The sequence below is a fragment of the Methylocystis sp. H4A genome (assembly GCF_015709545.1).
Taxonomy (GTDB): Bacteria; Pseudomonadota; Alphaproteobacteria; order Rhizobiales; family Beijerinckiaceae; genus Methylocystis; species Methylocystis silviterrae.
The window spans coordinates 43,945-68,005 of the sequence record NZ_JADNQY010000020.1; the positions used below are offsets into that span (position 1 = coordinate 43,945).

A 24,061-nucleotide genomic window follows, 5' to 3' on the forward strand; every position below is an offset into this window, starting at 1 on the left:
CCTCCCGCGCGCGAGGGCGATTCAAAAGCGGTCAGCTGCTCATTCGCGCTTTGATCGCGTGTTCCGCCAGAGTCTTGCCGAGCGACCAGACGGCGGAAGGCGCCTTATGCGCGTCTGCAATGACGGCGTCGAAGGACTGCTCGATCCAATCGCAATCTTCATCGGAAATCGTGAGCGGCGGCAGCAGCTTGATCGTGTGATTGCCGTGTCCGGCCACTTGCGTCAGCACTTTATGATCGCGAAACAGCGGGATGGAGATGAGCTGGCAGAACAGGCCTGAATTCACCGTCTCCAGCAGATTCCAAGCGGCCTTCAGTTTGAACGACTTCGGCGGTCCGAATTCGATTCCGATCATGAGGCCCTTGCCGCGCACGTCGGCGACAAGTTCGTAGCCGCCGGCCATCCGCTGGAACGATGCGAGCAGACGATCGCCCGTCTTGGCCGCATTCTCGATGACCCGCTCGTTCTTCAGCACGTCCAGCGTCGCGATGCCGGCCGCCATTGCGAGATCGTTCTTGCTGAAGGTCGAGCCATGCACGACGGCGCGATCCATGCGGTCGAAGACCTTATCGAAAATCCATTTGCGCGTGAGCACCGCGCCGACCGGCACATGGCCGCCGGAAAGCGCCTTTGCGACAACGATCATATCGGGTTCGACGCCCGGGAAGTGATCAATCGCGAAGAACCGGCCCGTCCGGCCCACTCCCGTCTGAATTTCGTCGGCGACGAACAGCGTTCCGTATTTGCGGCAGAGCGCCTGCGCGCCGAGAAGATAGCCCTCTTGCGGAATGTTGACGCCCTTGCCCTGGATCGGCTCGACGAAGAAGGCGGCGACGTCGCGCCCCGCCAGAGCGCGTTCGAGCGCGTCGAGATCATCGAACGGCACCTCGCGCGCGTCCGGCAGCAGCGGTCCGAAGCCCTTCTTGAAAATTTCGTCGCCGTTCATCGACAGCGAACCATAGGTCAGGCCGTGAAAGGAATGCGCGCAGTGCAGGATCCCGGCGCGACCCGTCGCGGCGCGCGCGAACTTGATCGCCGCTTCAACCGCCTCGGCGCCCGAATTGGCGAAAAAGACCTTTTCCAGCCAAGGCGCATAGCCGAGCAACTTTTCCGCGAGAACGCCGGCCAGAACTGAAACGTCAAGTTGCACGAGATTGGCGAGTTCGCCGTCGAGTACGCTCACGAGCGCGTCGCGCACCGCCGGATGGTTGCGTCCGAGCGCGAAGACTCCCCAGCCGCTGAGGAGATCGAGATAGCGGTCGCCCTTGCGGTCCCACAAATACGGTCCAAGACCCCGGGTGAAGCCAACGTCATAGCCGATCGTCTTGAGAACGCGCACCCACATTTCATTGAGGTGTTTTGTATGCAGCGAAAAGCGATCGCTCTCGCGGGCCGCCACAAGCGCGGCGAGGTCATAGCGAGGATCAATTCGCGCAGAATCGCTGTGAGTAGCGTGAACACTCATGGGCGCGCTCGCTGGCGCGGTCGACGAATGGGTCATTGGCGGCGCTCCAACCGAGGAAAAGGCGGGCGGGCGACAGGGCGCGCGACGCTCGCCGGGTTCCGATTGCGCGCCCGGGGCGCGTTTGTCAAATCCCCGTCGATGTGGCGCAGGGGCCACAGGTTTAAAGATTTTGGGCGTCTCCGCCGATTTTATCCGCGACAGAATCCGCGTTTATTGCGCAATATCGCTGCGCGCGTCGTCGCGCACGCACGCAGTTTTCAGTTTCAGCGACAAAGGCTTCGCCAATTCGCGCGGCGACGGAGCGCGTATCCACAGACATTCGCTAGTGTACATAAATTGCCGGTTGGATGGCGCGCCGCGGGTGTTATCTTGTTAAAAGTGATTCATGAGCGACGCGGAGTGATTCGCGCTTCAGGATAATCGCCAGCGCGCGCCAGTCGAATGCTCTGGATCAGCACGGGGAGTTGGTCGGTGAGCGCTAAATTGACTTTTCAGGATGATTTGACGGCGAGCGCGACAGAATCCGATGAGACCGGTCTCGAATTGGTCGAAGTCGCGGGACGGATTAAATGGTTCGATGTCGCCAAGGGCTACGGTTTCGTGGTGCCCGACGACGGCGCCGACGATATTCTCCTGCATGTCACCATTCTCCGCCGCAGCGGTATGCAAACGGCCTTTGAAGGCGCGCGCGTCGTCTGCGAGGCGCAGAAGCGGGTCAAGGGCATGCAGGTCTTTCGCGTCATTGCGATGGACGAAACCACCGCGGTGCATCCGTCACAATCATGCGCCGGGCGCACCCACGTCCAAATTGTCCCGACAAGCGGCTATGAGATCGCCATCGTCAAATGGTTCAACCGCATGAAGGGATTCGGCTTCCTGACGCGCGGCGAAGGCACCGAAGACATTTTTCTGCACATGGAGACGGTGCGCCGTTACGGCATGACCGAACTTAAGCCCGGCGATAGCGTCCTCGTGCGTTACGGCGGCGGTCCCAAGGGCCTGATGGCGGCCGAAGTGCGGCCGCTCGACGCCAAAAGCGTTCCGTCGCACTGAAGACATCGATGCTGCGCAAGGCTCTTTGGAGCCCATCCGAATGAGAGCGGCGCAAATCCTCCGCACAATGATCATGTCGCTCTTGCTGGCGCTGGTCGCGTCGACAGTCGCGCGGGCCGAGCCCGCGGTCGAAATCATGCGCATCGTGACGGCGACGGGGGAGCATGACTTCAAAGTCGAAGTTGTGGACACGCCCAAGGCGCGCGCCCGCGGCCTCATGTTCCGCAAGTCGATGTCCGCCGATCACGGCATGCTATTCGAATTCAAGGCCGAGGGGCCTGTTTCGATGTGGATGAGGAATACTTACATTCCGCTCGACATGGTTTTCATCGGGCGCGACGGGCGGGTGGTGGGCGTAGCCGCCGACACGGAGCCGATGTCGGAACGAATCATAACTTCGCCTCAGCCAGCTTATGCGGTGCTGGAGCTGAACGCCGGCGCCGCGCGGAAAATGTCGCTCGCGCCCGGAGACCAGGTGCGGCACCGCATGTTCAAGCGATAGTCGCATTCCCTTGTGAGGGGCGGCCGTGCGTGGTAGCGAATTTCGAGCGAGGGCAGGGCCGCCATAGGCGCGGCTTGGTCCGGCGGGGTATAGCGCAGCCTGGTAGCGCGGAAGTTTTGGGTACTTCAGGTCGCAGGTTCGAATCCTGCTGCCCCGACCAGCGCGAAGACCGCCGCGCGCCGTTCTCATGACGCGTCTACGAGCGCAGCCAACGACGAGGCCATATGACCGCACGCATTTATCTTCCGGCGCCGAGCGCCACTCAATCCGGTCCGGGGTCGGACATGTGGCGGCTTGACTTCGAGCCGGAGCTGCCGCGTAGCATCGAGCCGCTCATGGGCTGGACGAGCTCGGCTGACATGCGTCAGCAGGTCAGGCTCAATTTTCCCACCAAAGAGGAAGCGATCGCCTACGCCGAACGCAATGGGCTCCCCTATCGCCTCGAGGAGCCCAAGCCTAATCTGGCGGCGCGGCGCGGCGCATCCTATTCAGATAATTTCAAAACCAGCCGCATCGGTCTCTGGACGCATTGAGGCTGTTTCGGCCCCGTAGCTCAGCCGGATAGAGCAACTGCCTTCTAAGCAGTAGGTCGCAGGTTCGAATCCTGCCGGGGTCGCCATATATGACTACCCTGTCGGGCGTTGCTGGCGCCGCGTTGGCCGAACTGATACGGTCCGCGGCGAAAGCTGCGCCGTCGACGGCTCCGTAGCTCAGCTGGATAGAGCAACTGCCTTCGAAGCAGTAGGTCGCAGGTTCGAATCCTGCCGGGGTCGCCAGTCGAAGTTTAGTAGACGGGGACGGCGCATGCGGCTCAACCGCCAGGGTGCGACAGGGATCGCCGGCGCTCTGGCTTTCGCCTTGGCGTTCATCTCACCCATCGACACTTTGGCTCAAGGCGATTTTTTCGATTTCCTCTTCGGGCCCGATCAACCGCCGGCGTTCTCGTCCCACCGCTCCTGGCGGGTGATGCGTGCGCGCCCGCGACAACCGAAGCGCGCGCCAAAGACTTCAATTCATTACGCCAACCCCGAACCCGTAGGCGCTTCCGACACGGACTCGATGTCCGGCGGCGGCTACTGCGTGCGCGCCTGCGACGGCTATTATTTTCCCCTCGTCAAATTATCGCGAATTTCCGGCCAGCAATCCTGCGAATTCGCGTGTCCGTCAGCGCGCGTGCAGCTCTATCAGGGCGCAAGCATCGAGCAGGCGCGCAACGCCAAAGGGCAGCTCTATTCAGCGCTTCCGGCGGCGTTCAGCTTTCGCGACAAGCTGACGGCAAGATGCGCGTGCAACGATCCGGCCGCATCTCACGACTATTACCTTGCGCTGTCCCGCCGGGATCCGACATTGCAAACCGGCGATATCGTCGTCGGCGAGAAGGGCGCTTTCATTTACAGCGGCTCAAGCCTTGTGAGCGTCAATCATGCCTCGCGTCAGATCAGGGCGCGGCTACGAGGTGTGTTGTCGCGCAACAGCGCCTCCCACCAAGGCGCCGTCGCGTTGAACAAAACGCAGCGACCGCCAAAATAGTCGCGGCGGCGGCGTCTCCGGCGCTTTACACTCGAAGCCGCGCCGGCTATGTGCCGCGAGCTCGTTTATGACGGTTTTGTGACGTGTTCCCGGAGGCGAGAGCGCCATGCTGTCTTGGTTTCAGGCGCTCATGCCGAGAGAGGAGCGCTTCTTCGATCTTTTCGAGCGGCATGCGGAGACGCTCGTCGCCGGATCCCACGCCTTGCGCGAGTTGCTGAACGGGGGCGACCGCGTGCTCGTCTGCAGCCAAGAAATCCGTCGCCAGGAGCATGAGGCCGACGCCATCGTCCGCGAGGCCCATCTGGCGGTTCGCCGCACGTTCATCACGCCGTTCGATCGCAGCGACATCCGTGACCTGGTCACCGCGATGGACGACGCGATCGACCAAATGCATCAAACGGCGAAGGCGACGCTGCTCTACGAGACGCGAGATTTCGAGCCCGCCATGCGTCGCATGGGCGATATTATCGTCCAGTCGGCGGAGCTCACGCGCAGCGCCATACCCTTGTTGCGCTTGATGCGCCAGAATGCCGGCAGGCTCAACGCATTCAGCGAGGAGATCACCCGCATTGAGGACGAGGCCGACGCCATTCACGATCAGGGCTTGAAGGAGCTGTTTCTGGCGCACCGCCACAAAGACCCGATGGCGTTCATCGTCGGCGCGGAAATCTACGGCCATCTCGAAAGAGTCGTCGACGGCTTCGAGGACGTCGCCGACCGCGTCGCCGGCATCGTCATCGAGCATACCTAGGGACGACGCTTGCAGAACTTTTCATCGTATCTGATTGGGCTTATCGCGGTCGCTCTGATCTTCGATTTCCTGAACGGTCTGCACGACGCCGCCAATTCCATCGCGACGATCGTCTCAACCCGCGTTCTACGTCCGCAATTCGCAGTGGCCTGGGCCGCCTTCTTCAACTTCATCGCCTTCCTGTTTTTTGGGCTTCACGTGGCGCAAACTGTGGGCGCTGGCATCGTCTCGCCCGATATCGTGGATGATTTCGTGGTGTTCGGCGCGCTGATGGGGGCGATCGTCTGGAATCTGATCACATGGGGATTGGGCATCCCATCCTCGAGTTCGCACGCCCTCGTCGGCGGCCTCGTGGGCGCCGGCGTGGCCAAGGTCGGCGCGTCCGCGATCGTCTGGAACGGGCTGCTCAAGACCAGCGTCGCGATCGTATTGTCGCCGGCGCTCGGATTCGTCCTGGCGCTCGCGCTGATCCTGCTCGTGTCCTGGATCTTCGTGCGGCGGACGCCGGGCGGCGTCGATGCGCTGTTTCGCATCCTGCAATTCGCCTCAGCTTCCCTTTATTCGCTGGGCCATGGCGGCAATGACGCGCAGAAAACCATGGGGGTGATCGCGGTGCTCCTCTATTCGCACGGGGCGCTCGGCGGCGAGTTCCACGTGCCCTTTTGGGTTGTCATCGCCTGTCAGGCGGCCATGGGCCTTGGAACCTTGTTTGGCGGATGGCGGATCGTGCGCACAATGGGATCCAGGATCACCCGCTTGACGCCGGTGCAAGGGTTCTGCGCCGAGACGGGGGGCGCTATCACTCTGTTTCTCGCGACGGCGCTGGGCGTTCCAGTGTCGACGACGCATACGATCACCGGCGCGATCATTGGCGTGGGCGCGTCGCGGCGCGTGGCGGCGGTCCGCTGGAATGTCGCGAAGGACATCGTTGTCGCCTGGGTCATCACCATGCCGATGGCCGCCTTTTTCGCCGCGACCTTCTACGCGCTTGCGAGGTTCGCGGCATGAAGCCGGCCAAAGCGAAGAAGAAGCGCGTCGGCGCGGGTTCCATCGTTCGCACGCAATACGCGGCTTTACCTTGGCGACTCAATAGTGGGCGCCTGGAGGTCATGCTGGTCACCTCCCGCGACACGAAGCGCTGGGTGATACCGAAGGGCTGGCCGATGAAAGGCCGCAAACCGCATATCGTCGCGGCGATCGAAGCGGTGCAGGAGGCCGGCCTCATCGGCAAGATGGACAAAGCGAAGCTCGGCGATTTCCGCTATGAAAAACGCCTCGACAGCGGCGCGACCGTCGACTGCTGCGTCGAAGTGTTTTCTCTGCGCGTACAAAGGCAACGCAAGAAATGGCGCGAGAAGAAGCAGCGCGCCACCCGATGGTTCGAGTGCGTCGTCGCCGCCGGACTCGTCGAGGAGCCAGAACTGCGCGACCTGATGCTGGGCTTTTGCAGAGCGCTGTCGCAGCAAAAATCATAAAGCGAAGGTCCGAGTCGTTCGAGGGCGTCACGAATCGGCGTCGCCGGTCGGATGTAACGCTCCGGCCGACGTCAGAGGCATGCAGGCGTATTGAAGACGTTTCGTCCGATCGATCTCCGGAAATCCCTCATCGTCGCCGATCCGTGCGGCGTGTCTCGCCAGTGGCCGGCCGAACCGCTCCGGGCAGGCGCCGCCGCATCCAGCTTCGGCGGCGCTTTCGGCGCCTCTGCAATCGGCGTCACGAATCCTGAGCGAAGGGACGAGCAGCTTGCAATTCCTACGGCAGGCTTCGTCCGAGGCGCCGCCATCCGTCGCCGCGACATTTGTCGCTTCCATGGACCCCTTGCCGGTCTCCTGAACGAAAATCCGCGAAAGATCCCGCGGATCGAATTTGACCGCCACGCGTTCGCGTCCTTCTCGATGCAGCCGAGCGAGCCCCGGCGACCAGAATGTTTCTCCAAGCACGCTGACGCCGCTTGAACTGAGGTCGCAGAAAGCGTCAGGCAGAAGGGACAGTCGAAAGCGCATGCAATCATGCGGCGCGCGCAGCGGCGCCGCCGCTTCGGCCTCCCGCCAGCCGTCGAGCGGCGTGCGTCCCGTGTCCTTGTGCGCACGATGATGATAATCATTGACGAGGCCGTCGCCGACGGCGAATTCCACCTCGCGAATGTCGCGCGCCAGCGCGCGTCGCAGATGACGCGGCGCTCTCGGCGTCCAGCTGACTCCATTGGCCTTGGCGACGGCGACTTTGCCGAACCGGCCGCCGAACATATGCGTGGCGCGCACGCCAAAAACGCTTGAACTGATCGATTCGGACGCCGTCGCGATTCCCTGATCGCGCCAGGCGCGCGCCAATTGGCGAAAACCGAAAATGCTTTGCGGGTCGACGGCGATGGTTTCGGGGAGCCCGGCGGCGGGCCAATCGCCAGTGAGCCCGTGCTGCTTCATCCAGCGCGCCTTGTCGCAAACGGCGTGCAGCAGACACAGGCTGAGCGAGACGCGCGACGGCGGGGCCAGCGAAAGGTGAAAGCCGGCAATCATGCGCGTATTGGCGTCGATCGCCAAAGTCAGCCACGGATAGCCTGTTTCGCCCGTCCGCTCGTCGACGACATAATCTTCGATCTTTACGTGATCGAAGAAAACGATCTGCAGCGGCCGTTCCGGAATGTCGCTCAACCGCATTTGAGCCAAGTCCCGTGAGCCATGCGCCAATCAGTTCCCGACGCCGGACGCGCCGCGACCGCGACCCTCGAAGTCGCGCAGACGCTTGCGAATGGTGCGCCAATTCGGCGGCGCCAGCAGTTCTTCGCTGCAGCGCTGGTGAATGTCCTGCACCAGCGCTCTGAATCTCGGCCGAAGCGCGTGCGAATAATGGGCTTTGATCGCGTCCTGGATGAGCTGCTCGCGGCGCGGATCGAGACAGCGCGCGCCTTTCGGGCGGCCTACCGGACGCGTCCACGGCGCCGTGATGGCCCCGCAGGTGCGAAATGTTTTCATCATGCGATAGGCGGTCGCGCGGCTGACGCCCAAATCCTTTTTGAGCTCCTCGACGATCTCCTTTGAGGGCTTGTCCACGATGCCGCTCAGTAGCTCACGCAGAGAATCTTCCCGTCGCTTGCGATAATTCAGCTGATGGTCTTCTTCAGAGTTTCCGCTCATTTATTTTTCTCTTTTTATACTCTTCGGGCCACCTTGTAATTTTGCTTTGCATCAGATCCTTCCTGCTTTGTCTTGGCTCCTATCCGGCGTGATCGTTCAGGTCGAAGACATTGGTTCGTATCGAAATATCTTGCCTGTGAGGCGCGACATTTTGGCGATGCGCATGCAATTCGGCCCCTGCGTCTTCGCTCTCTCCGCGGCCCCGTGCGCGGACAGGGATCGTCCCAACTCGAGGGAGATCAAGTTGGGACGATCGTTCGCGCCGGGGAGGGCGGTTAAAGGTTGAGGGCTCGGTTCACGGTCGGAATGAAGATTGCGAAGATGAACACGCAGAAGGCGACCCAAAAGGCGACCCAGCCAAGTTCATTAAACGAGTGCAAAGTTTTCATCCGTTTCCTCTCCATAGACTGCGGCGGACGCTGTCGCTCAGCGCTGTTTCGATTTTCAACGATTCAACTCGACGCACAATAGGTTTAACTTGCGGCAACATGTCGCAAGTTTGACTATAATCTAGTCTTAAATCATTCTAAGATGGCGCTGTTTCATATTATAATACATCAAAAGCTGGTTAACCGCGCCAACAAACTCAGGTATCAATTATATACAAAACTTAAGTCTCAATATTTGTAGCAATAAAATGAGATTTTAAACAGCATATGGTGCAAATTGTCGCATGCTGAATACTATACTTTGCTTGACGTTGACAGTGTTCGACGTGATAGGGTTCCCCCAGCTGTGAAAGCCGCCGCGGGTTTGCGCACGTCGCGAGCGGTCATCGCGCAAGCGCTCTTTTGACCGCTTCACGCGGCGAGACGGGCGCCTTGCGCGGCGCACATCGCAGCAATGGGAGGCCCAGCGCCAATCGGGACCGCAATTGCGTCTCGAGCCCGAAAGAGGAGAGGCAATGATGAATCAAACGACAGATAAAGCCGTGAGCGCCGCACAAGCCGGCGAAGTCGATACGATCGTGAACTTCAAGCCCGCCTACATCACGATGGGCGTCATGCTGGTGTTCTATGTCGGCATCCGAATCTACGAGCAATATTTTGGATGGAAGGCCGGCCTCGACTCTTTCGCGCCGGAATTCCAGACCTATTGGATGAATTTGATGTGGACCGAGCTGCCGCTCGAGTTCGTCGCCTTCTGCGCCATCGGCGGCTATCTCTGGAAGACGCGCGACCGCAACATCGACGCCGTCGCGCCGCGCGAGGAGATGCGCCGCATCTTGACGCTCATCGGCTGGCTCGCGGTTTACGCCTTCTCGGTTTACTGGGGCGCCTCTTACTTCACCGAACAGGATGGCACCTGGCACCAGACGGTCATTCGCGACACCGATTTCACGCCAAGCCACATCCTCGAGTTCTACCTCAGCTATCCGATCTACATCATCTGCGGCTGGGGCGCCTTCATGTATGCGCATACGCGCATCCCGCAATTCTCCAAGCGAATCTCGCTCGCCTTCCTGATGTTCTTCGCCGGGCCGTTCATGATTTTCCCGAACATCGGCCTGAACGAGTGGGGCCACACTTTCTGGTTCATGGAAGAGCTGTTCACGGCGCCGCTGCACTGGGGCTTCGTGTTCTTCGGCTGGTTTGCGCTCGCCGTTTTCGGCGTCGCGCGCCAGGTGCTCGATCGCGTGATCGAACTCAGCAAGGAATACGAGAAGGACGCTCTCGCGCTTTAGATCACGCTGCATTTGGGCGGAATCGCCCAAACGCAAATAACGTGATCGAGTCCAAAAGTTTAGAGCGCGCTCTAAGCGAAAAACGGTTCCCACTTTTTCGCAGCGCGCTCTAACGCGCATCAACCTTCGCGCGTCAACGCATCGAAACGGAAAGCGGCCGTCGACCAAAAGGCGAAGGCCGGGCGGGACCGCCGCTTTCCTTCAGCAAGATCAATCTGAGAGAGGAAAACATGTCGGCATCAACTGAAACCGGCTCGCCAGCCGGCAAGACCTGGAAATCGAAAGAAGAGTTTCTCGGCTGCGTCATTCTGACCGATTGGATCCTGCTGGTGATCCTGTTCGCCGTGCTGCTCGGCTCCTTCCACATCCATTACATGCTGCTCGCCGGCGACTGGGACTTCTGGATCGACTTCAAAGATCGACGCATGTGGCCGACGGTGACGCCGATCGTCGCCATGTGCTTCGCCGCGGCCTCGCAGTCCTTCTTCTGGACGAGGTTCCGACTGCCGATCGGCGCCACGACCGTCGTGCTCGCCCTGCTGATTGGCGAGTGGATCAACCGCTATGACAACTTCTGGGGCTGGACCTTCTTCCCGATCAATCTGGTGTTTCCGTCGGCGCTCATTCCAATGGGCTTCTGGCTCGACATCGTGCTGATGATCTCGGGCAGCTGGCTGGTCACGGCGCTCCTCGGCGGCCTTGGCTGGGGCCTCCTGTTCTATCCGATCAACTGGCCTGTGTTGGCGCAATATCATCAGGCCACTGAAATCGACGGCGTGCTGCTCACGCTCGCCGACCTCATCGGCTTCAACTACGTCCGCACTGGCACCCCGGAATACATCCGCATGGTCGAGCGCGGCACGCTGCGCACCTTCGGCAAGGACGTGGTTCCGGTCGCCGCCTTCTTCTCCGGCTTCATTTCGATGCTCGTCTACTTCCTGTGGTGGAACGTGGGCAAATGGTTCTCGACGACGAAATATATCGAGATCGAAGAGGTCTAGGACGCGACGCGCAATTTCACCGGAGCCGGCGACGGCTCCGGCGGCGAAAAAATGCAAGGGAGTAACTCCAGATGAAAAGCTTGAATTTGCAATCGATGGCCAAATGCGCGACGGCCCGCGTCGTCCGCCTTTGGATCCTCGGATTGGCCGTTGCAGGCGCGCTAACGACCTTGCCGGCGGCGACTCCCGCCGCCGCGCATGGCGAACGTTCGCAGCAGGCCTTCCTGCGCATGCGCACGCTCAACTGGTATGACGTCAAATGGTCGAAGACCGAACTCAATGTGAATGACGAGATGGAGCTCACCGGAAAGGTGCATGTGTTTTCCGGCTGGCCGCAAGCCGTCGCCAGGCCCGGCGAATCATTTCTCAACGTCGGCGAGCCGGGACCGGTGCTCATCCGCAAGAGCGCCTTCGTCGGCGAAGTGCCGGTGCCGCGCACCTTCTCGATGGATGTCGGCAAGGACTATGAATACAAGATCGTCCTGAAAGCGCGCCGACAAGGCCGCTATCACGTCCATGTCCAGATCAACGTCAAGGACGGCGGCCCGATCGTGGGTCCGGGCCAGTGGATCACCATCAAGGGCGACATGAAGGATTTTACCAATCCCGTGACGCTGCTCGAAGGTTCGACAATCGATCTCGAAACCTATGGGATCACCTGGACCTATATCTATCACTTCTTCTGGATGGCTGCCGCCGCCGCCTGGATTCTCTATTGGTTCATGACCAAGGGGATCATCGTCCGATATTGGCAGGTCAAGGCCGGCAAGGGCCGCGAGCTGATCGGTCAATCCGAAAAGCGGATCGGAGCGATCACCCTTGCCGCGGTTCTCTTGGCTGTGCTCGTCTTCTATGCCGCCGCCAACCGGGAGTTCCCGCGCACGCTGCCGATGCAGGCGGGCTTGCTGACCGGCATCTCGCCGATCGACGAGCCGCGGTCGACCGTCGCCGTTCAATTCAAGGGCGGCTCCTATACGGTGCCGGGCCGCGAATTGCGGATCAGGGCGAAGGTGACCAACAATGGCAAGGAGCCGATCCGGCTCGGCGAATTCACCGCCGCCGGTCTGCGCTTCCTCAATCCGGAAGTCTTCACGACGCGGCCGGATTTCCCTGACTATCTGCTTGCCGACCGCGGCCTTTCCGTGAGCGATCCCAACCCGATCGCGCCCGGCGAGACTCGCGACCTGGAAGTGATCGTTCAGGACGCCCGCTTCGACATCGAACGCCTGTCCGATCTCGCCTATGACACCGATAGCCAGTTTGGCGGACTGCTGTTCTTCTTCAGCCCCTCTGGCGAGCGTCAGAGAGCTGAAATCGGCGGCCCGGTTATTCCGAAGTTCCAGGCGGGAGCCACGCTCTAATCCTCCAAGCGTTGTTGCGCGCTCGCTGCGAGCGCGCAACAAAACCTTGCCCGCCCAAGTTCTTGGGCGGGCATTTTGCATGGCGATTAGGCGATCGCCAAGGCGGCGCGACCCTCGCGCCGCAATGAGGACCTACCTGGAGATGCGTTGGATTAGCGCGTTTTCGCCGGCGGCGGATCGGCGCGCATCCAGCCTTTCGGAAGCTTCATGCGGGCAGCCTTACAAAACACCGTAGGTTCGGAGACTTTGGCGGTCTTGTCTTTTCTGCCCGAGCGGCTCTTGGCTCCTGCCGGGGGAGCATCCTTGTCGCCTTTGTCGTAGACCGTCTTGTCCTTGCAGACGTCGGGGCATTTGCCGATGACGTCGGACTTGTTCTGGCCACATGACTTGCAGGCGCATGTGGAGTTCGGAAACTCCTGACCACTGGCCGCTCGCGCCGGCGCGACGCCCGCAATCAAAAAACCGCAGACGGCCACATAGGCAGCAACCCTGGAAACGGCCACCATATTGCTTCTCCTCTTCAAGACATCTTTTCACGATAAGGACTGCGAAAACCTGGAATGCGCTGCGGCGCGCCGCCTTCAAAAGCCGTGGAGCCGAGCCAGTCCCGCCTCGAGATCCGATTTCAGATCAGCGACATCCTCCAGTCCGATCGAGAAGCGCAGCGCCGGTCCTTCGGCAGTCCAGCGCGTCGCCGTCCTGAAAGAAGAGCAGTCGAAAGGCAGGACAAGGCTTTCATAGCCGCCCCATGAGAATCCGATACCGAACAATTCCAATCCATCGACAAAAGCGGCGACCGCCTTTTTTGAAGTCGCTTTGAGGATAATGGAAAAAACGCCAGAGGCGCCGGCAAAGTCTCGTTTCCACAGCGCGTGGCCGGGATGCGTCGCAAGGCCGGGATGCAGCACGCGCGAAACCTCCGGCCGGTCCTCCAGCCACCGCGCGATGTCGAGCGCGGCGCGCTCCTGCTCGCGCAGCCGTAGCGCCATGGTGCGCAGCCCGCGCAAGGCGAGCGCGGCGTCGTCGGGACTGGACCCCATGCTGAAGGCGTTGAAGGTCGCGCGCAGGCGCTTCGCCCACTCCGAATTGGCCGAAACAAGCCCCATGAGGAGGTCGGCGTGGCCCGAGAGATATTTGGTGCCGGCTTCGATGACGAGGTCGCAGCCGCGCTCATGCGGCGGGAAGAGAAGAGGGGTCGCCCAGGTGTTGTCCGCGATGACACAGGCGCCATGGGCGTGGGCGGCCGCGGCGATCGCAGGAATGTCTTGAACTTCCATGCTCAGGGAGCCGGGCGACTCGACGAGCACCGCGGTCGTTTCAGGCTTCATCATCGCGGCGATGCCGCCGCCGATCAAGGGATCATAATAGTCGACTTTGACCCCGAAGCGCTCGAGGAGACCGTCGCAGAAGATCCGCGTCGGCTGATAGGCGGTATCCACGATGAGCGCGTGCGCGCCCGCGTGCGTGGCGGTGAGAAGCGCCAACCCGATCGCCGCAAGGCCGGAGGGCGTCAACACCGTATCCGCGGCGCCGGCGATCTCGCTCCAGCCCTGCTCGAGCGCGCGAGTCGTGGGCGTCCCCTTGGTGCCGTAGGTGTACGGCTGCCGTAACGCCTCGAGAGCGGCGACCGTCGGGAAGAGCACCGTCGAACCGCGGTAAATGGGTGGATTAACGAATCCGAAATGATCAAATGGCGCGCGGCCGGCTTGCGTCACCAGAGTGGCGGGCTTTAATTTGCGCCTTGCTTTTCGCTTTTCTTCGGACATGCCGCCTCTGACAACTCGTCTTTGCGTGAACGCCGCGCGACCGTAGTATATCCTCCGCCGGATGCCGAGCCCGCCATGATCCGCCGCACAGCTTTCGCCTTCCTTGCGGTCTTCGCCGGAGCGCTTTTCGCTCTTAGCGCCGACGCGCAAACGGATGTCGGTCCCACGCTCGCGCAGATTATGAAGCGCGGCTACCTGACCTGCGGCGTCACCGACACGCCCGGCTTTGCTCAACGCGACGGCGCGGGCGAATGGCGTGGTTTCGACGTCGATTTCTGCCGGGCCGTCGCCGGCGCCGTCCTCGATGACCCGGCCAAGGCGCGATTCGTTGAACTCTCGCAGAAAGAGCGCGCTGGCGCATTGCAGGCCGGCGCCGTCGATCTGCTCGTCAGCGCCTCGCCATGGACCCAAGCGCGCGACGCCGGTCAAAAGCTGATCTATGCCGGCGTCTTCCTCCATGACGGGCAGGGGTTCTTGGTCCGCCGGCAGCGCAACTTAGCTTCCGTCCAGGATCTCGACGGCGCGTCGATCTGCATCGAGCAAGGCACGCCCTATGAACTCGCGGTCGCCGACTTTTTCCGGGCCCGCAAGGCGAAATATGATCCAAAGCTGTTACCGAGCCTCGAGGACGCGGCCAAGGCCTATGACGAGGAAAAATGTGAAGCGCTGACGGCTGACGTTTCCACGCTGCATCGCGTCCGCATCGGCTTGACCGCGCCTGCGGATCACGCGGTTCTGCCGGACATTCTTTCGAAATCACCGCGCGGCCCGCTTGTCCGCCAAGGCGACGATCAGTGGCTGAACATCGTCCGCTGGACGCTGTTCGCGATGATCGACGCAGAGGAGCTGGAGGTGTCGAAGGCGAATGCCGACGCCGCTTTGTCGTCGGAGAATCCGCAGATACGGCGGCTGCTCGGCGTTGACGGCGCCCATGGCGACGATCTCGGCCTCTCACAGGATTGGGCCTACCGCATCGTCAAACATGTCGGCAATTACGCCGACGTTTTTGAGCGCAATCTCGGGCAGGGCGCGCCCTACGCCATGGAGCGCAGGCTGAACGCTTTGTGGAACAAGGGCGGCCTGATGTATGCGCCGCCGGTCAGATAGAGGTCCTTTCCGGCGAGCCGGCGCAAAGCTTCGCCCACCAATCCGCGAGCGCCTGGCGCTCGGGCGCGATGTCTTCCGCCAGTGGCCCGGCGAAGGCGCGCCATTCGTCGCGATAGTGCGGAGAGACCGCCGCGATCACCGGAACGCGCGCGGTCATCGCCGCTCGGAAGGCGTCGCACAGCCCGCCACGCGCCGCCTCCTGTTTGGAGAACTTGCTGATCACGATCAATTGCGCGCCGTCGCGCGCCGCGCGCTCGATCGCCGCGCAGGCGAGGGCCAGCTCGCTCGTATCAAGATTGCAAGCGACCGAACCGGGGCCAAGGTCCTGCGAGATCGGATAAAAGGCGCCCGTGGCGACGTCGCGCAGTACGATGCCCGAGCGGCCCGATGAATCCGCGACGCGCGTCTGCGTCACGCCGCCGACCCGCACGCCCTCCCGCATCAGCTCTTCGGCGAAGGCCTGCATCAGGGACTGGATCCGAACGCTATCTTCAGCGGGCAGGGCCGCAATGCGCGTCCATCCGGTCGCGGCCGTCAGCGCGGATCCGTTCAAGACATGAGATTCTTCGCTGGGGACCGACATCGAATCCTCGCCGGGCGCGCTGAAAGAGCCTATGTTTCAGGTTGCGCGCCAGCCTCTTGTTTATCAGAGAGCAGGGCCGATTTGATAGAGAGCGTCAATTAAAACGACGTGAACCGCAGTGGGCGAACATTCACCTAAACCGCCGGCAGCTCAAGGCTCTGTGCAATCGGGGCCGATAGACGCCTTCCTGGACAAGGCAAAGGACGTCGCGACGAGCGCGTCGCGCGGACGCCTGATTTTCGCGCTGGACGCCACAATGAGCAGACAGCCAACCTGGGACATGGCCCAGTCAATTCAGGGCGAAATGTTCCGCACGACCGCCGCGCAGGGCGGACTGGATGTTCAGCTCGTCTACTTCCGCGGCTTCGGGGAATGCCGCGCCTCGCGCTTCGTCTCAGGAGGCGAGGGGCTCGGCGCGCTGATGTCGCGCATCGCCTGTCGAGGCGGCCGCACGCAGATCGGCAAGGTTCTACGCCACGCTCTCGACGAATCGCGCGCGGGACGCGTGGGCGCGCTCGTTTACATCGGCGACGCTATGGAGGAGCAGCTCGACGCCCTCGCGGCGACGGCAGGCGAACTTGGGCTGCTCGGCGTCAAGGCCTTCATGTTCCATGAGGGCCAGGACTCGGGCGCACAGCACGCCTATCGTGAGATCGCGCGCCTAACGGGCGGCGCCTATGCGGCGTTCGACGCCACGGCTCCAGGGCGTTTAGCGGAGCTTCTCGCCGCCGCGGCGGCCTACGCGGTAGGGGGCAGACGCGAGCTGGAACGGCGCGCCGAAGAAGGCGGGGACGCCGCGCGCCTGCTTCTGTCTCAGATCGGTTGAGGATAAACGGGATGCCCATTCTGATCGGACTGATCGCCCTGCTCCTGACGATTGTGGCGCTAAACGCCTATACGAAGACGTCGCCGGCGTTATTGGTGGTGATTTTTAAGCGCGGGGGCGGCTTCCTCGCCCTGGCGCTTGGCGCATTGCTTTTGGTGCGGGGACGCCTCGACCTCGGCATGGCGCTCTTGGGCTTTGGCGTTTGGCTCATGGGCCTCAGCGGGGGCGCCCTGCGCGGCTTTCGCAAAGCGGGCGCCGGCGCCGGCGGCGTATCGCGGGTTCGATCGGCGATGATCGAAATGGAGCTCGACCATTCCACGGGCGCCATACGGGGCGTGGTTCTGGCCGGTCAGCACGAAGGCGTGCATCTTGATTCGCTGGCGCGGCCTGCGCTCCTCGAACTCTACGGCGTTTGCCGCCGGGACGATCCTGACGGCGCCAGGCTTTTAGAGGCTTATCTGGACCGCCGATTTTCCGGCTGGCGTTCGGCAAGCGATACGCACGCAAACTCGGGGGGTTTTCGTCCGGGCGAGGGCGGCGCGCGACATGCAGGCGCGATTTCGGAAGACGAGGCTTACGAAATTCTCGGCCTCAAGCGCGGCGCGGCGGCGGCGGACATTGCGCGCGCCCATCGTGATCTGATGAAGAAGCTTCATCCAGATCTTGGCGGAACGACTGATCTTGCGGCCCGGGTGAATGAGGCCAAGGACGTCCTCATGCGGCGTCACCAGCACTGACGCGCGTTGCGCGCTGTAGTCGTGGTCCCAAGTCGTGGACATGATCAGTTCTTTGTCGTGAAGCAGGAGAAGCCGGAGCGCTTGAGCGCCTTGCAGGCCGACTGCGCCGTGTCCTCCTCAAGCCCGGCGAAACGCGCGCGATAGAGCGTTTCAGTTCCCCGCTGCACCTTCTCGGTGAAGGCCTTGGCGGTCGCGGGAAAGCCTTGAAGCTGGCTGCGGGCGCGCACGAGCAGCTGATTGGCCTTTTCCTGATCGTCGGTCGCGCCGATCTGAATCATCCAGCCTGGCCGCCCCGGACGCGCGGCGTCCGCCTTTGCGAGCTGCGTTTTTGCGGCGCCGCCGCGAACGGCTGAAGGCGTCGTCGACACGGGCGTAATTTCGATCTTACGCGCGCCGTTCGTCGTGGAGCCGTCGCGCGCGGCCACTGGCGTAGCGCCCGCGCGGGCCTTGGCGCTCGGAGACGCGCCCTTGCGTTCCGCATCCAGGTCGTCGGCCGTTCGCTTCTGGCCGCCAGAAACGAAAGCAGGTCGAACCGCTGGCCGCTCAGCGCTCTCCTGCCTTGGAATGGTCGCCGCCGGAACCGGAGCGTTCAGCTGGCGGCCAAACGGTTCGGGCTCCGCAGCCGAGTCGTCCTGAGGCTCTGCATAAGCCAAGCGCTCCGTGGCGATCTGTTGGGCGCGCTCGGCGGCGCGTTCGGCGCGCTGCGTGCGCTCCTGCGCCAACTGCTCCTGCGCCTCGGCGGCGCGCGGATCTTCGCTCACCGCCGCCGCAGTCCTTACCGAAGAGCCGCCGTCGATGTTTTCCTCGATCAGCCCCGCCATGATGCGATCCCGCGTGTAGGCGGTCTTACCGCCCATCACCACCGCGACAATGTGATGCCCGCGACGGCGCACGGAGGTCAGGAGATTGAAGCCGGACGCGCGCGTGTAGCCGGTCTTGATGCCGTCCATCCCTTCGACCTGGCCGAGAAGATGATTGTGGTTTCGATGCAGGGCGCCGTTGTAGGCGAAGCTCGGCGTCGAGAAATAGCGATAATAGCGCGGGAAGCGCTCCTGGATGGCGCGACCGAGCAGCGCGAGATCGTAGGCGGTCGTCACTTGATTGGGATCGGGGAGCCCCGACGCGTTCTCATAATTGGTGTTGCGCATCCCCAGCGCATGGGCCTTGCGCGTCATCATCTGCGCGAAACTATGCTCGTCGCCCGCGACGTTCTCGGCGATCGCGCAGGCGATGTCATTGGCGGATTTGGTGACGACCGCCTTGATGGCATTGTCGACGCTGATCGTCTGTCCAGGACGCAGGCCAAGCTTGGATGGCGCCTGCGCCGCCGCGTGTTGCGAAATCATCAGCGGCGAGTCCAGGCGCAGCCGCCCCTTCTCGAGCTGTTCGAACAGAAGAAAGAGCGTCATCACCTTTGTAACCGAGGCGGGATGGCGCAACTCATGCTCGGAGCGGGAATACAGCGCGCGGCCGCTATTGGCGTCGACGACGATGGCCGAAAAGCCGCGATGCTCGCCGATGACAGGATCGCCATTGGCGTTTGCGCGCGCCCGAACGGCCGAATTGCGGTCGTCAGAAGCGCTGCGGTGATGGAAATAATGTCTGCCGCGCGCCTCCGCGTAGCCCGACATCGTGACGAGGATCGTGATCGTGGCAAAGCTTGCCGCGAGGGAGCGGGCCCGCGGTAGGCGGTCCGACAAACTCGATCTCAGCATAAACGCGCCCCTTGAATTCACTGTTGTTCACGCAACCGCCCAGCCGCGCCAAAAGTGACGATTTGGTAGATTAAGGGCTTGCAGTTACCCGCGGGTTAAGCGCTAGCCTCGCGCAGCCTTTATTGCGGCGCAACATTTTCGTTGACTTTATTTTGTGCATTGCATATAAATAAGTCGTGAGCGGGCGCATAGCGCCGCATAGGGCGCCTTTGCGCCAAAATCATGAGGACGAACCCATGGCAGCTAATTTCGACAGCGTTCAGAAGCTCGGCAAAGAGCAGTTTGAAGCCGTGTCCGCCGCTGCGGCTGCGGTGACCAAGGGCTGGCAGAGCATCGCCGCCGAGACCACCGATTATTCCAAGAAATCCTTCGAAAAGAGCCGCGTTCTGGCCGAAAAGCTGATTGCGGTCAAGAAGATCGACGAAGCGCTTCAGCTTCAGTCCGATTTCGCCAAGAGCGCCTACGAGGATTTCCTGGCCGAAGCGACCAAGCTCGGAGAGCTCTACGCCTCGCTCGCCAAGGAAGCGTTCAAGCCGATCGAGTCTGCGGCGAAAGTCTATAGCCCTGCCGAGTAATAGGCGCTAAACACGTTCGTCCAAAACGCGGCTAGGACAAATGAGCCCCGGGGAGGCGCGGTCGCCTCCGCCGGGCTTTTGACCGAGCGTCGTTCGTGCTGCTTCGTCGAGACCGTGGTCTCTGGCAAGCTCGAACGGCGGTCTTTATCCTAGGAGTACCACATGAGTTATGGAAAGCCGGCGGTCTCCGCCGGCGCCTTGTTTGGCGCGATTCTTCTGAGCGCCGCACTGTCTCCCGCGACGGCGCAGGATGTGCGCATCGGCTGTTCCCTCGTCCAGCAATATGGAGGCGCCGAAGTGAGCGCCGTGCTTGACCAGGTCCGCTCAACCGTCGGCGAAAGCGAGGCGAACTCGCTGCACGCCAAATATGTCGGCCTCAGGAACGACTGCAGTTCTAATCTGAGCGCGTCTCGTGTGGTTCGCCTCTCTCCCGCGATGCACAGGCTCCTTACCGAATATGGCGTTAACGTTCACCGCTTCGCGGTTCTACAGCGATAGCCTGCTCTCCGCCCCAGACTTGAAAACCTCGGGGCGGGCGCAGCTTTTCACGCTATCTGGGGACAGCGGCGAACCCGGAGTTCCGGGACGGAGCGCGAAACTGTAGACTTCGGCCCGAATCCGTCCGTGTCCTCAAGGCCTGCGACCATGCCTGCCGCCGAAGCCGGCTTTGTGCATCTTCACGTCCACACCGCCTATTCGCTTCGCGAGGGCGCGCTTTCGCTCGGCAAGCTGATTGATCTCGCGGTGCGCGACCTCCAGCCCGCGCTCGCTGTCACCGACACCAATAATCTTTTCGCGGCCCTGGAGTTTTCGGAGAAGGCCGCCAAGGCCGGCCTCCAACCGATCGCAGGCGCACAGCTCCGCGTCGACTTCGGCGACGGCAAGGGCGGCGCAGTTTCGGCGCGCGACGATCGTTTCGCCAATCTCGTGCTGCTGGCCAAGACCGAGGCTGGCTATCGCAATTTGATGCGGCTCGCCTCGCGCGCCTTTCTCGACACGGAGCAGGGCGACGAGCCGCATCTGACGCTCGAAGCGCTGGCCGCCGACGCCGAGGAGCTGATCGCGCTGACCGGCGGGCCAGATGGCGCGTTGGACCGCGCCCTGGCGCAGGGCAGGCCGGAGCAGGCGCGTGCGCGCCTCGCAACGCTCGAGCGTCTCTACGGCGACCGGCTGTATATCGAGGTTCAGCGCCACAGTTTGCGTTCTGAACGCGACGTGGAGCCGCAGCTGCTGGACCTTGCCTATCGTCGCGGCTTGCCGCTCGTCGCGACCAATGAGCCCTATTTCGCTCAGCCCGCCGATTTCGAAGCGCATGACGCGCTGCTCTGCATCGCCGAAGGCGCGGTGACAAGCGTCGACGATCGGAGGCGGGTCTCGCCCGAGCACTACTTCAAGACTCGCGCCCAAATGTGCGCGCTTTTCGCCGATCTCCAAGAGGCGACCGCCAACACGCTGGAGATCGCCCGTCGCGTCAGCTTCCGGCCCCAAACGCGCAAGCCGATCATGCCGCGCTTCGTCCAGGAGGCGCGCGATGCGCATTCTCTCGACGAAATCGAGGCGCAGGAGCTGCGCCGTCAAGCGATCGAAGGGCTGGAGCTGCGCCTCGCCGGGCATGGGCCGGCGCCAGGCCGAACGCGGGAAGAATACGCCGCGCGACTCGATTTCGAACTTTCCGTCATCGAGAAGATGCGCTTTCCGGGCTATTTCCTCATCGTCTCCGACTTCATCAAATTCGCCAAATCCCAGGAAATTCCGGTCGGACCGGGACGCGGCTCCGGCGCGGGTTCGCTCGTGGCCTATGCGCTGACCATCACCGATCTGGATCCGGTTCGCTTCGGACTCTTCTTTGAACGCTTCCTCAACCCTGAGCGCAATTCGATGCCGGACTTCGACATCGACTTCTGCCAGACGCGGCGCGGCGAAGTGATCGACTACGTCAGACGCCGCTATGGCGCCGACCGAGTCGCGCAGATCATCACCTTCGGCTCCTTCCTGGCGCGCGGCGTTTTGCGCAGCGTCGGTCGTGTGCTCGAAATGCCGCTCGGACAGGTCGACAAGCTCGCCAAGCTGGTGCCGCAGAATCCGGCGAAGCCCGTCACGCTCGCCGAAGCGCTGGCGAGTGAGCAGAAGTTGCGCGAGGCCGTGGAGGAGGACGAGCGCGTCAGGCGCCTCTTTAAAATCGCCGGCGCGCTCGAAGGGCTTTTTTCCAACGCCTCCACCCACGCCGCCGGCGTCGTCATCGGCGACCGCCCGCTGCACGAGGTGACGCCGCTTTACCGCGATCCAAAGTCTGACATGCCGGCGACCCAGTTCAATATGAAGTGGGTCGAGCCGGCGGGATTGATCAAATTCGACTTTCTCGGTCTGAAGACGCTCACCGTGCTCGCAACGGCGAGTAGTCTGGCGCGCCGCCGCGACCCTGGCTTCGACCTCGCCAAGGTTCCGCTCGATGATCCGGCGACTTATGCGCTGCTCGGCCGCGGCGAGACGGTCGGGATATTCCAGCTGGAAAGCGCCGGCATGCGCAAGGCGCTGGTCGAAATGCACGCGGATCGCTTTGAGGACATCATTGCGCTCGTGGCGCTGTATCGCCCGGGACCGATGGCGAATATCCCCACCTATTGCGCGGTGAAGCTCGGCGATGAGGAGGCGGATTATTACCATCCCAAGATCGAGCCCATTCTGAAGGAGACCTTCGGTGTCATCATCTACCAGGAGCAGGTGATGCAGATCGCGCAGGTGCTCTCCGGCTACACGCTGGGCGAAGCCGATATGCTCCGCCGCGCCATGGGCAAAAAAATCAAGTCCGAGATGGACGCCCAGCGCGAGCGCTTCGTCAAAGGCGCCATCGCGCGCGATGTAAAGGCGGACCTCGCCAATTTCATCTTCGACCTCTTGGCGAAATTCGCCGATTATGGCTTCAACAAGAGTCATGCGGCGGCCTATGCGCTGATCGCCTATCAGACCGCTTGGTTCAAGACGCATTATCCGGCGGAATTCCTCGCCGCCTCGATGACCTTCGACAAGAGCCAGACCGACAAGCTCGCCGAATTCCGCGACGAGGCGCGGCGCATGGGCATCGCGGTCGAACCGCCATCGATCAATGAGTCGGGCGTCGACTTCGACGTCGCGCCGGACGCCGAAGGCAGGCTTGCGATCCGCTACGCATTTTCGGCGATCAAGGGCGTCGGCGAAGCGCAGGCCGAGTCTCTCGTGCGCTCCCGCGGAGCGCGCCAATTTACGAGCCTCGCCGACGTCGCGAGACGGCTGAACCCGCGCGAAGTGAATAAGAAGACGCTGGAGAGCCTCGCGGCCTGCGGCGCCTTCGACGAAATCGAGCCCAATCGCGCCAAGGCTTTCGCCGCGATCGAACCGATGCTCGCCGCCGCGAACAGGCACGCCGAGGACCGCAAGGCCGGACAAAATGCGCTCTTTGGCGAAGCCGAGCCTGCGGATCTCGCGGTTCCAAAGACGCCGCCCTGGCCAGCGGCCGAGACGCTGCGACGCGAATATGAAGCCGCCGGCTTTTTCCTCTCGGGCCATCCGCTCGACGCTTACGCCGGCCTCTTGCCGAAAATCCGCGTGTCGCGTTGGAGCGAATTCGCCGCCTCGGTCAAGCGCGGCGCGACCGCCGGCCGACTCGCCGCCGTGGTTTTGGACAGGACCGAGAGGCGCACCAAATCCGGGTCCAAGATGGGCATCTTGCAGCTCTCGGACGTCAGCGGACACTATGAGGCGATCCTCTTCCAGGAGGGGCTGACGCAATATCGCGACCTTCTGGAGAAGGGCGCGGCGGTGCTCGTGACCCTCTCCGCGGCGGTTGAGGGCGAGGACGTCCGGGCGCGCATCGTTGCTGTCGAACCTTTGGCCGCGGCGGCGGCGCGCGCGCAGAAGGGACTGCGCGTCGTGGTCGGCGACGAGGGGCCGCTCGACGGGATCAAGACGCGGCTCGCCGGCCGTGGCGACGGCGAGGTGTCGATTCTTCTGAAGCGCGATGCGGGACGGGAGGAAATCGAAATCCGACTGCCCGGAAGCTATCCGATCACTCCGGACGTCGCTGGCGCGCTGCGCGCCATTCCCGGCGTTCTGGAGGTCGAATATCTGTAGGGAGCTCTTAAACTTAAACTATAGCTTTAATAATTAAGTATCTGATTTAAATTCATTCAGGCGTATTTGCTATGAAGCAGCTGCGCGATCGAGACCCTGGGCGCCCCGCGCGGGTGCAATCTTTTCAGCGGACGCCGGGAACAAAAGCTCGTCGAGATCGTTAA

Annotated in this window: 23 protein-coding genes and 3 tRNA genes; 19 read left to right on the forward strand and 7 right to left on the reverse strand. The window is 62.3% G+C overall.

Annotation, left to right across the window (positions count from 1 at the left end):
• Nucleotides 1-31 precede the first annotated feature (31 nt).
• Nucleotides 32-1,465 carry an aspartate aminotransferase family protein gene (locus tag IYW40_RS06200; protein ID WP_196399853.1) on the reverse strand — a complete coding sequence of 478 codons (1,434 nt, stop codon included), beginning with the start codon at nt 1,463-1,465 and terminating at the stop codon, nt 32-34.
• A gap of 441 nt (nt 1,466-1,906) precedes the next feature.
• Between IYW40_RS06200 and IYW40_RS06205 the strand changes: the two genes are divergently transcribed.
• The 10 genes from IYW40_RS06205 (at nt 1,907) to IYW40_RS06250 (ending at nt 6,776) form a co-directional block, all read left to right on the forward strand.
• On the forward strand, nt 1,907-2,518 hold the full coding sequence (locus IYW40_RS06205; protein ID WP_246720680.1) for a cold-shock protein: 612 nt from the start codon (nt 1,907-1,909) through the stop codon (nt 2,516-2,518).
• Between the two features lie 40 nt (nt 2,519-2,558).
• Nucleotides 2,559-3,020: a DUF192 domain-containing protein gene (locus IYW40_RS06210; protein WP_246720681.1), complete on the forward strand. Its 462-nt coding sequence runs from the start codon at nt 2,559-2,561 to the stop codon at nt 3,018-3,020.
• 83 nt (nt 3,021-3,103) lie between these two features.
• Nucleotides 3,104-3,180 (forward strand) — tRNA-Pro (locus tag IYW40_RS06215).
• 64 nt (nt 3,181-3,244) lie between these two features.
• Nucleotides 3,245-3,553: an ETC complex I subunit gene (locus tag IYW40_RS06220; protein ID WP_196399854.1), complete on the forward strand. Its 309-nt coding sequence runs from the start codon at nt 3,245-3,247 to the stop codon at nt 3,551-3,553.
• A 9-nt stretch (nt 3,554-3,562) separates the two neighbouring features.
• A tRNA-Arg gene (locus IYW40_RS06225) sits at nt 3,563-3,639 on the forward strand.
• 80 nt (nt 3,640-3,719) lie between these two features.
• Nucleotides 3,720-3,796 (forward strand) — tRNA-Arg (locus IYW40_RS06230).
• A 28-nt stretch (nt 3,797-3,824) separates the two neighbouring features.
• Entirely contained in the window at nt 3,825-4,550 is a 726-nt protein-coding gene (locus tag IYW40_RS06235) for a DUF2865 domain-containing protein (RefSeq protein WP_196399855.1), read from the forward strand.
• A gap of 106 nt (nt 4,551-4,656) precedes the next feature.
• Nucleotides 4,657-5,301, forward strand: a complete 645-nt coding sequence (locus tag IYW40_RS06240; RefSeq protein WP_123176054.1) for a DUF47 domain-containing protein — start codon at nt 4,657-4,659, stop codon at nt 5,299-5,301.
• Between the two features lie 9 nt (nt 5,302-5,310).
• A complete protein-coding gene (locus IYW40_RS06245; RefSeq protein ID WP_196399856.1) occupies nt 5,311-6,309 on the forward strand; it encodes an inorganic phosphate transporter in 999 nt (332 codons plus the stop codon).
• Nucleotides 6,306-6,776, forward strand: a complete 471-nt coding sequence (locus IYW40_RS06250) for an NUDIX hydrolase (RefSeq protein ID WP_196399857.1) — start codon at nt 6,306-6,308, stop codon at nt 6,774-6,776. Before IYW40_RS06245 ends, IYW40_RS06250 begins: the two co-directional genes overlap by 4 nt.
• Before the next feature lie 27 nt (nt 6,777-6,803).
• Here IYW40_RS06250 and IYW40_RS06255 read toward each other — a convergent pair whose 3' ends face one another.
• Nucleotides 6,804-7,958 (reverse strand): Mu transposase C-terminal domain-containing protein, encoded by a 1,155-nt coding sequence (locus IYW40_RS06255; protein WP_196399858.1) that lies wholly within the window; start codon nt 7,956-7,958, stop codon nt 6,804-6,806.
• Between the two features lie 30 nt (nt 7,959-7,988).
• A complete protein-coding gene (locus IYW40_RS06260) occupies nt 7,989-8,435 on the reverse strand; it encodes a transposase (RefSeq protein ID WP_196399859.1) in 447 nt (148 codons plus the stop codon).
• 907 nt (nt 8,436-9,342) lie between these two features.
• Here IYW40_RS06260 and amoC point away from each other — a divergent pair.
• The 3 genes from amoC to amoB all read left to right on the forward strand — a co-directional run bounded on the left by amoC (nt 9,343) and on the right by amoB (nt 12,481).
• Complete coding sequence (gene amoC / locus IYW40_RS06265; RefSeq protein ID WP_196399963.1) at nt 9,343-10,119, forward strand: bacterial ammonia monooxygenase, subunit AmoC; 777 nt, start codon at nt 9,343-9,345, stop codon at nt 10,117-10,119.
• Nucleotides 10,120-10,349: 230 nt separating this feature from the next.
• A complete protein-coding gene (gene amoA, locus IYW40_RS06270) occupies nt 10,350-11,120 on the forward strand; it encodes a bacterial ammonia monooxygenase, subunit AmoA (RefSeq protein ID WP_196399860.1) in 771 nt (256 codons plus the stop codon).
• Between the two features lie 71 nt (nt 11,121-11,191).
• Complete coding sequence (gene amoB / locus IYW40_RS06275) at nt 11,192-12,481, forward strand: bacterial ammonia monooxygenase, subunit AmoB (RefSeq protein WP_175094612.1); 1,290 nt, start codon at nt 11,192-11,194, stop codon at nt 12,479-12,481.
• A gap of 152 nt (nt 12,482-12,633) precedes the next feature.
• On the opposite strand, the gene IYW40_RS06280 is transcribed toward amoB, so the two are convergent.
• Nucleotides 12,634-12,987, reverse strand: coding sequence for a hypothetical protein (locus IYW40_RS06280; protein WP_196399861.1), 354 nt, complete (start codon nt 12,985-12,987; stop codon nt 12,634-12,636).
• Between the two features lie 75 nt (nt 12,988-13,062).
• Complete coding sequence (gene metC / locus IYW40_RS06285; RefSeq protein ID WP_196399862.1) at nt 13,063-14,247, reverse strand: cystathionine beta-lyase; 1,185 nt, start codon at nt 14,245-14,247, stop codon at nt 13,063-13,065.
• Nucleotides 14,248-14,322: 75 nt separating this feature from the next.
• On the opposite strand from metC, the gene IYW40_RS06290 reads away from it, so the two are divergent.
• The gene (locus tag IYW40_RS06290) at nt 14,323-15,354 is read left to right on the forward strand and encodes an amino acid ABC transporter substrate-binding protein (RefSeq protein WP_196399863.1); all 1,032 of its coding nucleotides are present in this window, start codon (nt 14,323-14,325) and stop codon (nt 15,352-15,354) included.
• On the opposite strand, the gene IYW40_RS06295 is transcribed toward IYW40_RS06290, so the two are convergent.
• Nucleotides 15,347-15,937 (reverse strand): DUF2478 domain-containing protein, encoded by a 591-nt coding sequence (locus IYW40_RS06295; protein WP_196399864.1) that lies wholly within the window; start codon nt 15,935-15,937, stop codon nt 15,347-15,349. The genes IYW40_RS06290 and IYW40_RS06295 overlap by 8 nt on opposite strands.
• A 118-nt stretch (nt 15,938-16,055) precedes the next feature.
• Here IYW40_RS06295 and IYW40_RS06300 point away from each other — a divergent pair, with 118 nt between their 5' ends.
• Together IYW40_RS06300 and IYW40_RS06305 are read left to right on the forward strand one after the other, a co-directional pair.
• Nucleotides 16,056-16,763: a VWA domain-containing protein gene (locus tag IYW40_RS06300; RefSeq protein WP_196399865.1), complete on the forward strand. Its 708-nt coding sequence runs from the start codon at nt 16,056-16,058 to the stop codon at nt 16,761-16,763.
• Nucleotides 16,764-16,774: 11 nt separating this feature from the next.
• Nucleotides 16,775-17,500, forward strand: coding sequence for a DnaJ domain-containing protein (locus IYW40_RS06305; protein WP_196399866.1), 726 nt, complete (start codon nt 16,775-16,777; stop codon nt 17,498-17,500).
• Between the two features lie 44 nt (nt 17,501-17,544).
• On the opposite strand, the gene IYW40_RS06310 is transcribed toward IYW40_RS06305, so the two are convergent.
• The gene (locus IYW40_RS06310; RefSeq protein WP_348644246.1) at nt 17,545-19,131 is read right to left on the reverse strand and encodes a serine hydrolase; all 1,587 of its coding nucleotides are present in this window, start codon (nt 19,129-19,131) and stop codon (nt 17,545-17,547) included.
• Between the two features lie 320 nt (nt 19,132-19,451).
• Here IYW40_RS06310 and IYW40_RS06315 point away from each other — a divergent pair, with 320 nt between their 5' ends.
• From IYW40_RS06315 to dnaE, 3 genes are all read left to right on the forward strand, one after another.
• Nucleotides 19,452-19,790 carry a phasin family protein gene (locus tag IYW40_RS06315; protein ID WP_196399868.1) on the forward strand — a complete coding sequence of 113 codons (339 nt, stop codon included), beginning with the start codon at nt 19,452-19,454 and terminating at the stop codon, nt 19,788-19,790.
• Between the two features lie 162 nt (nt 19,791-19,952).
• Nucleotides 19,953-20,288 (forward strand): hypothetical protein, encoded by a 336-nt coding sequence (locus tag IYW40_RS06320; RefSeq protein WP_196399869.1) that lies wholly within the window; start codon nt 19,953-19,955, stop codon nt 20,286-20,288.
• A 147-nt stretch (nt 20,289-20,435) separates the two neighbouring features.
• Nucleotides 20,436-23,897 carry a DNA polymerase III subunit alpha gene (gene dnaE / locus IYW40_RS06325; protein ID WP_196399870.1) on the forward strand — a complete coding sequence of 1,154 codons (3,462 nt, stop codon included), beginning with the start codon at nt 20,436-20,438 and terminating at the stop codon, nt 23,895-23,897.
• The last annotated feature ends 164 nt before the right edge of the window (nt 23,898-24,061 follow it).

What these genes read in the sequence shown, in the direction of transcription:
- IYW40_RS06320 (WP_196399869.1), top strand. Translation starts at nt 19,953, where the DNA reads ATGAGTTATGGAAAGCCGGCGGTCTCCGCCGGCGCCTTGTTTGGCGCG.
- IYW40_RS06205 (WP_246720680.1), top strand. Translation starts at nt 1,907, where the DNA reads ATGCTCTGGATCAGCACGGGGAGTTGGTCGGTGAGCGCTAAATTGACT.
- IYW40_RS06305 (WP_196399866.1), top strand. Translation starts at nt 16,775, where the DNA reads ATGCCCATTCTGATCGGACTGATCGCCCTGCTCCTGACGATTGTGGCG.
- metC (WP_196399862.1), bottom strand. Translation starts at nt 14,247, where the DNA reads ATGTCCGAAGAAAAGCGAAAAGCAAGGCGCAAATTAAAGCCCGCCACT.
- IYW40_RS06315 (WP_196399868.1), top strand. Translation starts at nt 19,452, where the DNA reads ATGGCAGCTAATTTCGACAGCGTTCAGAAGCTCGGCAAAGAGCAGTTT.
- IYW40_RS06210 (WP_246720681.1), top strand. Translation starts at nt 2,559, where the DNA reads ATGAGAGCGGCGCAAATCCTCCGCACAATGATCATGTCGCTCTTGCTG.
- amoC (WP_196399963.1), top strand. Translation starts at nt 9,343, where the DNA reads ATGAATCAAACGACAGATAAAGCCGTGAGCGCCGCACAAGCCGGCGAA.
- IYW40_RS06235 (WP_196399855.1), top strand. Translation starts at nt 3,825, where the DNA reads ATGCGGCTCAACCGCCAGGGTGCGACAGGGATCGCCGGCGCTCTGGCT.
- IYW40_RS06255 (WP_196399858.1), bottom strand. Translation starts at nt 7,958, where the DNA reads ATGCGGTTGAGCGACATTCCGGAACGGCCGCTGCAGATCGTTTTCTTC.
- IYW40_RS06250 (WP_196399857.1), top strand. Translation starts at nt 6,306, where the DNA reads ATGAAGCCGGCCAAAGCGAAGAAGAAGCGCGTCGGCGCGGGTTCCATC.
- IYW40_RS06310 (WP_348644246.1), bottom strand. Translation starts at nt 19,131, where the DNA reads ATGTCGGGCTACGCGGAGGCGCGCGGCAGACATTATTTCCATCACCGC.
- IYW40_RS06240 (WP_123176054.1), top strand. Translation starts at nt 4,657, where the DNA reads ATGCTGTCTTGGTTTCAGGCGCTCATGCCGAGAGAGGAGCGCTTCTTC.
- IYW40_RS06200 (WP_196399853.1), bottom strand. Translation starts at nt 1,465, where the DNA reads ATGAGTGTTCACGCTACTCACAGCGATTCTGCGCGAATTGATCCTCGC.
- amoB (WP_175094612.1), top strand. Translation starts at nt 11,192, where the DNA reads ATGAAAAGCTTGAATTTGCAATCGATGGCCAAATGCGCGACGGCCCGC.
- dnaE (WP_196399870.1), top strand. Translation starts at nt 20,436, where the DNA reads ATGCCTGCCGCCGAAGCCGGCTTTGTGCATCTTCACGTCCACACCGCC.
- IYW40_RS06280 (WP_196399861.1), bottom strand. Translation starts at nt 12,987, where the DNA reads ATGGTGGCCGTTTCCAGGGTTGCTGCCTATGTGGCCGTCTGCGGTTTT.
- amoA (WP_196399860.1), top strand. Translation starts at nt 10,350, where the DNA reads ATGTCGGCATCAACTGAAACCGGCTCGCCAGCCGGCAAGACCTGGAAA.
- IYW40_RS06220 (WP_196399854.1), top strand. Translation starts at nt 3,245, where the DNA reads ATGACCGCACGCATTTATCTTCCGGCGCCGAGCGCCACTCAATCCGGT.
- IYW40_RS06260 (WP_196399859.1), bottom strand. Translation starts at nt 8,435, where the DNA reads ATGAGCGGAAACTCTGAAGAAGACCATCAGCTGAATTATCGCAAGCGA.
- IYW40_RS06295 (WP_196399864.1), bottom strand. Translation starts at nt 15,937, where the DNA reads ATGTCGGTCCCCAGCGAAGAATCTCATGTCTTGAACGGATCCGCGCTG.
- IYW40_RS06290 (WP_196399863.1), top strand. Translation starts at nt 14,323, where the DNA reads ATGATCCGCCGCACAGCTTTCGCCTTCCTTGCGGTCTTCGCCGGAGCG.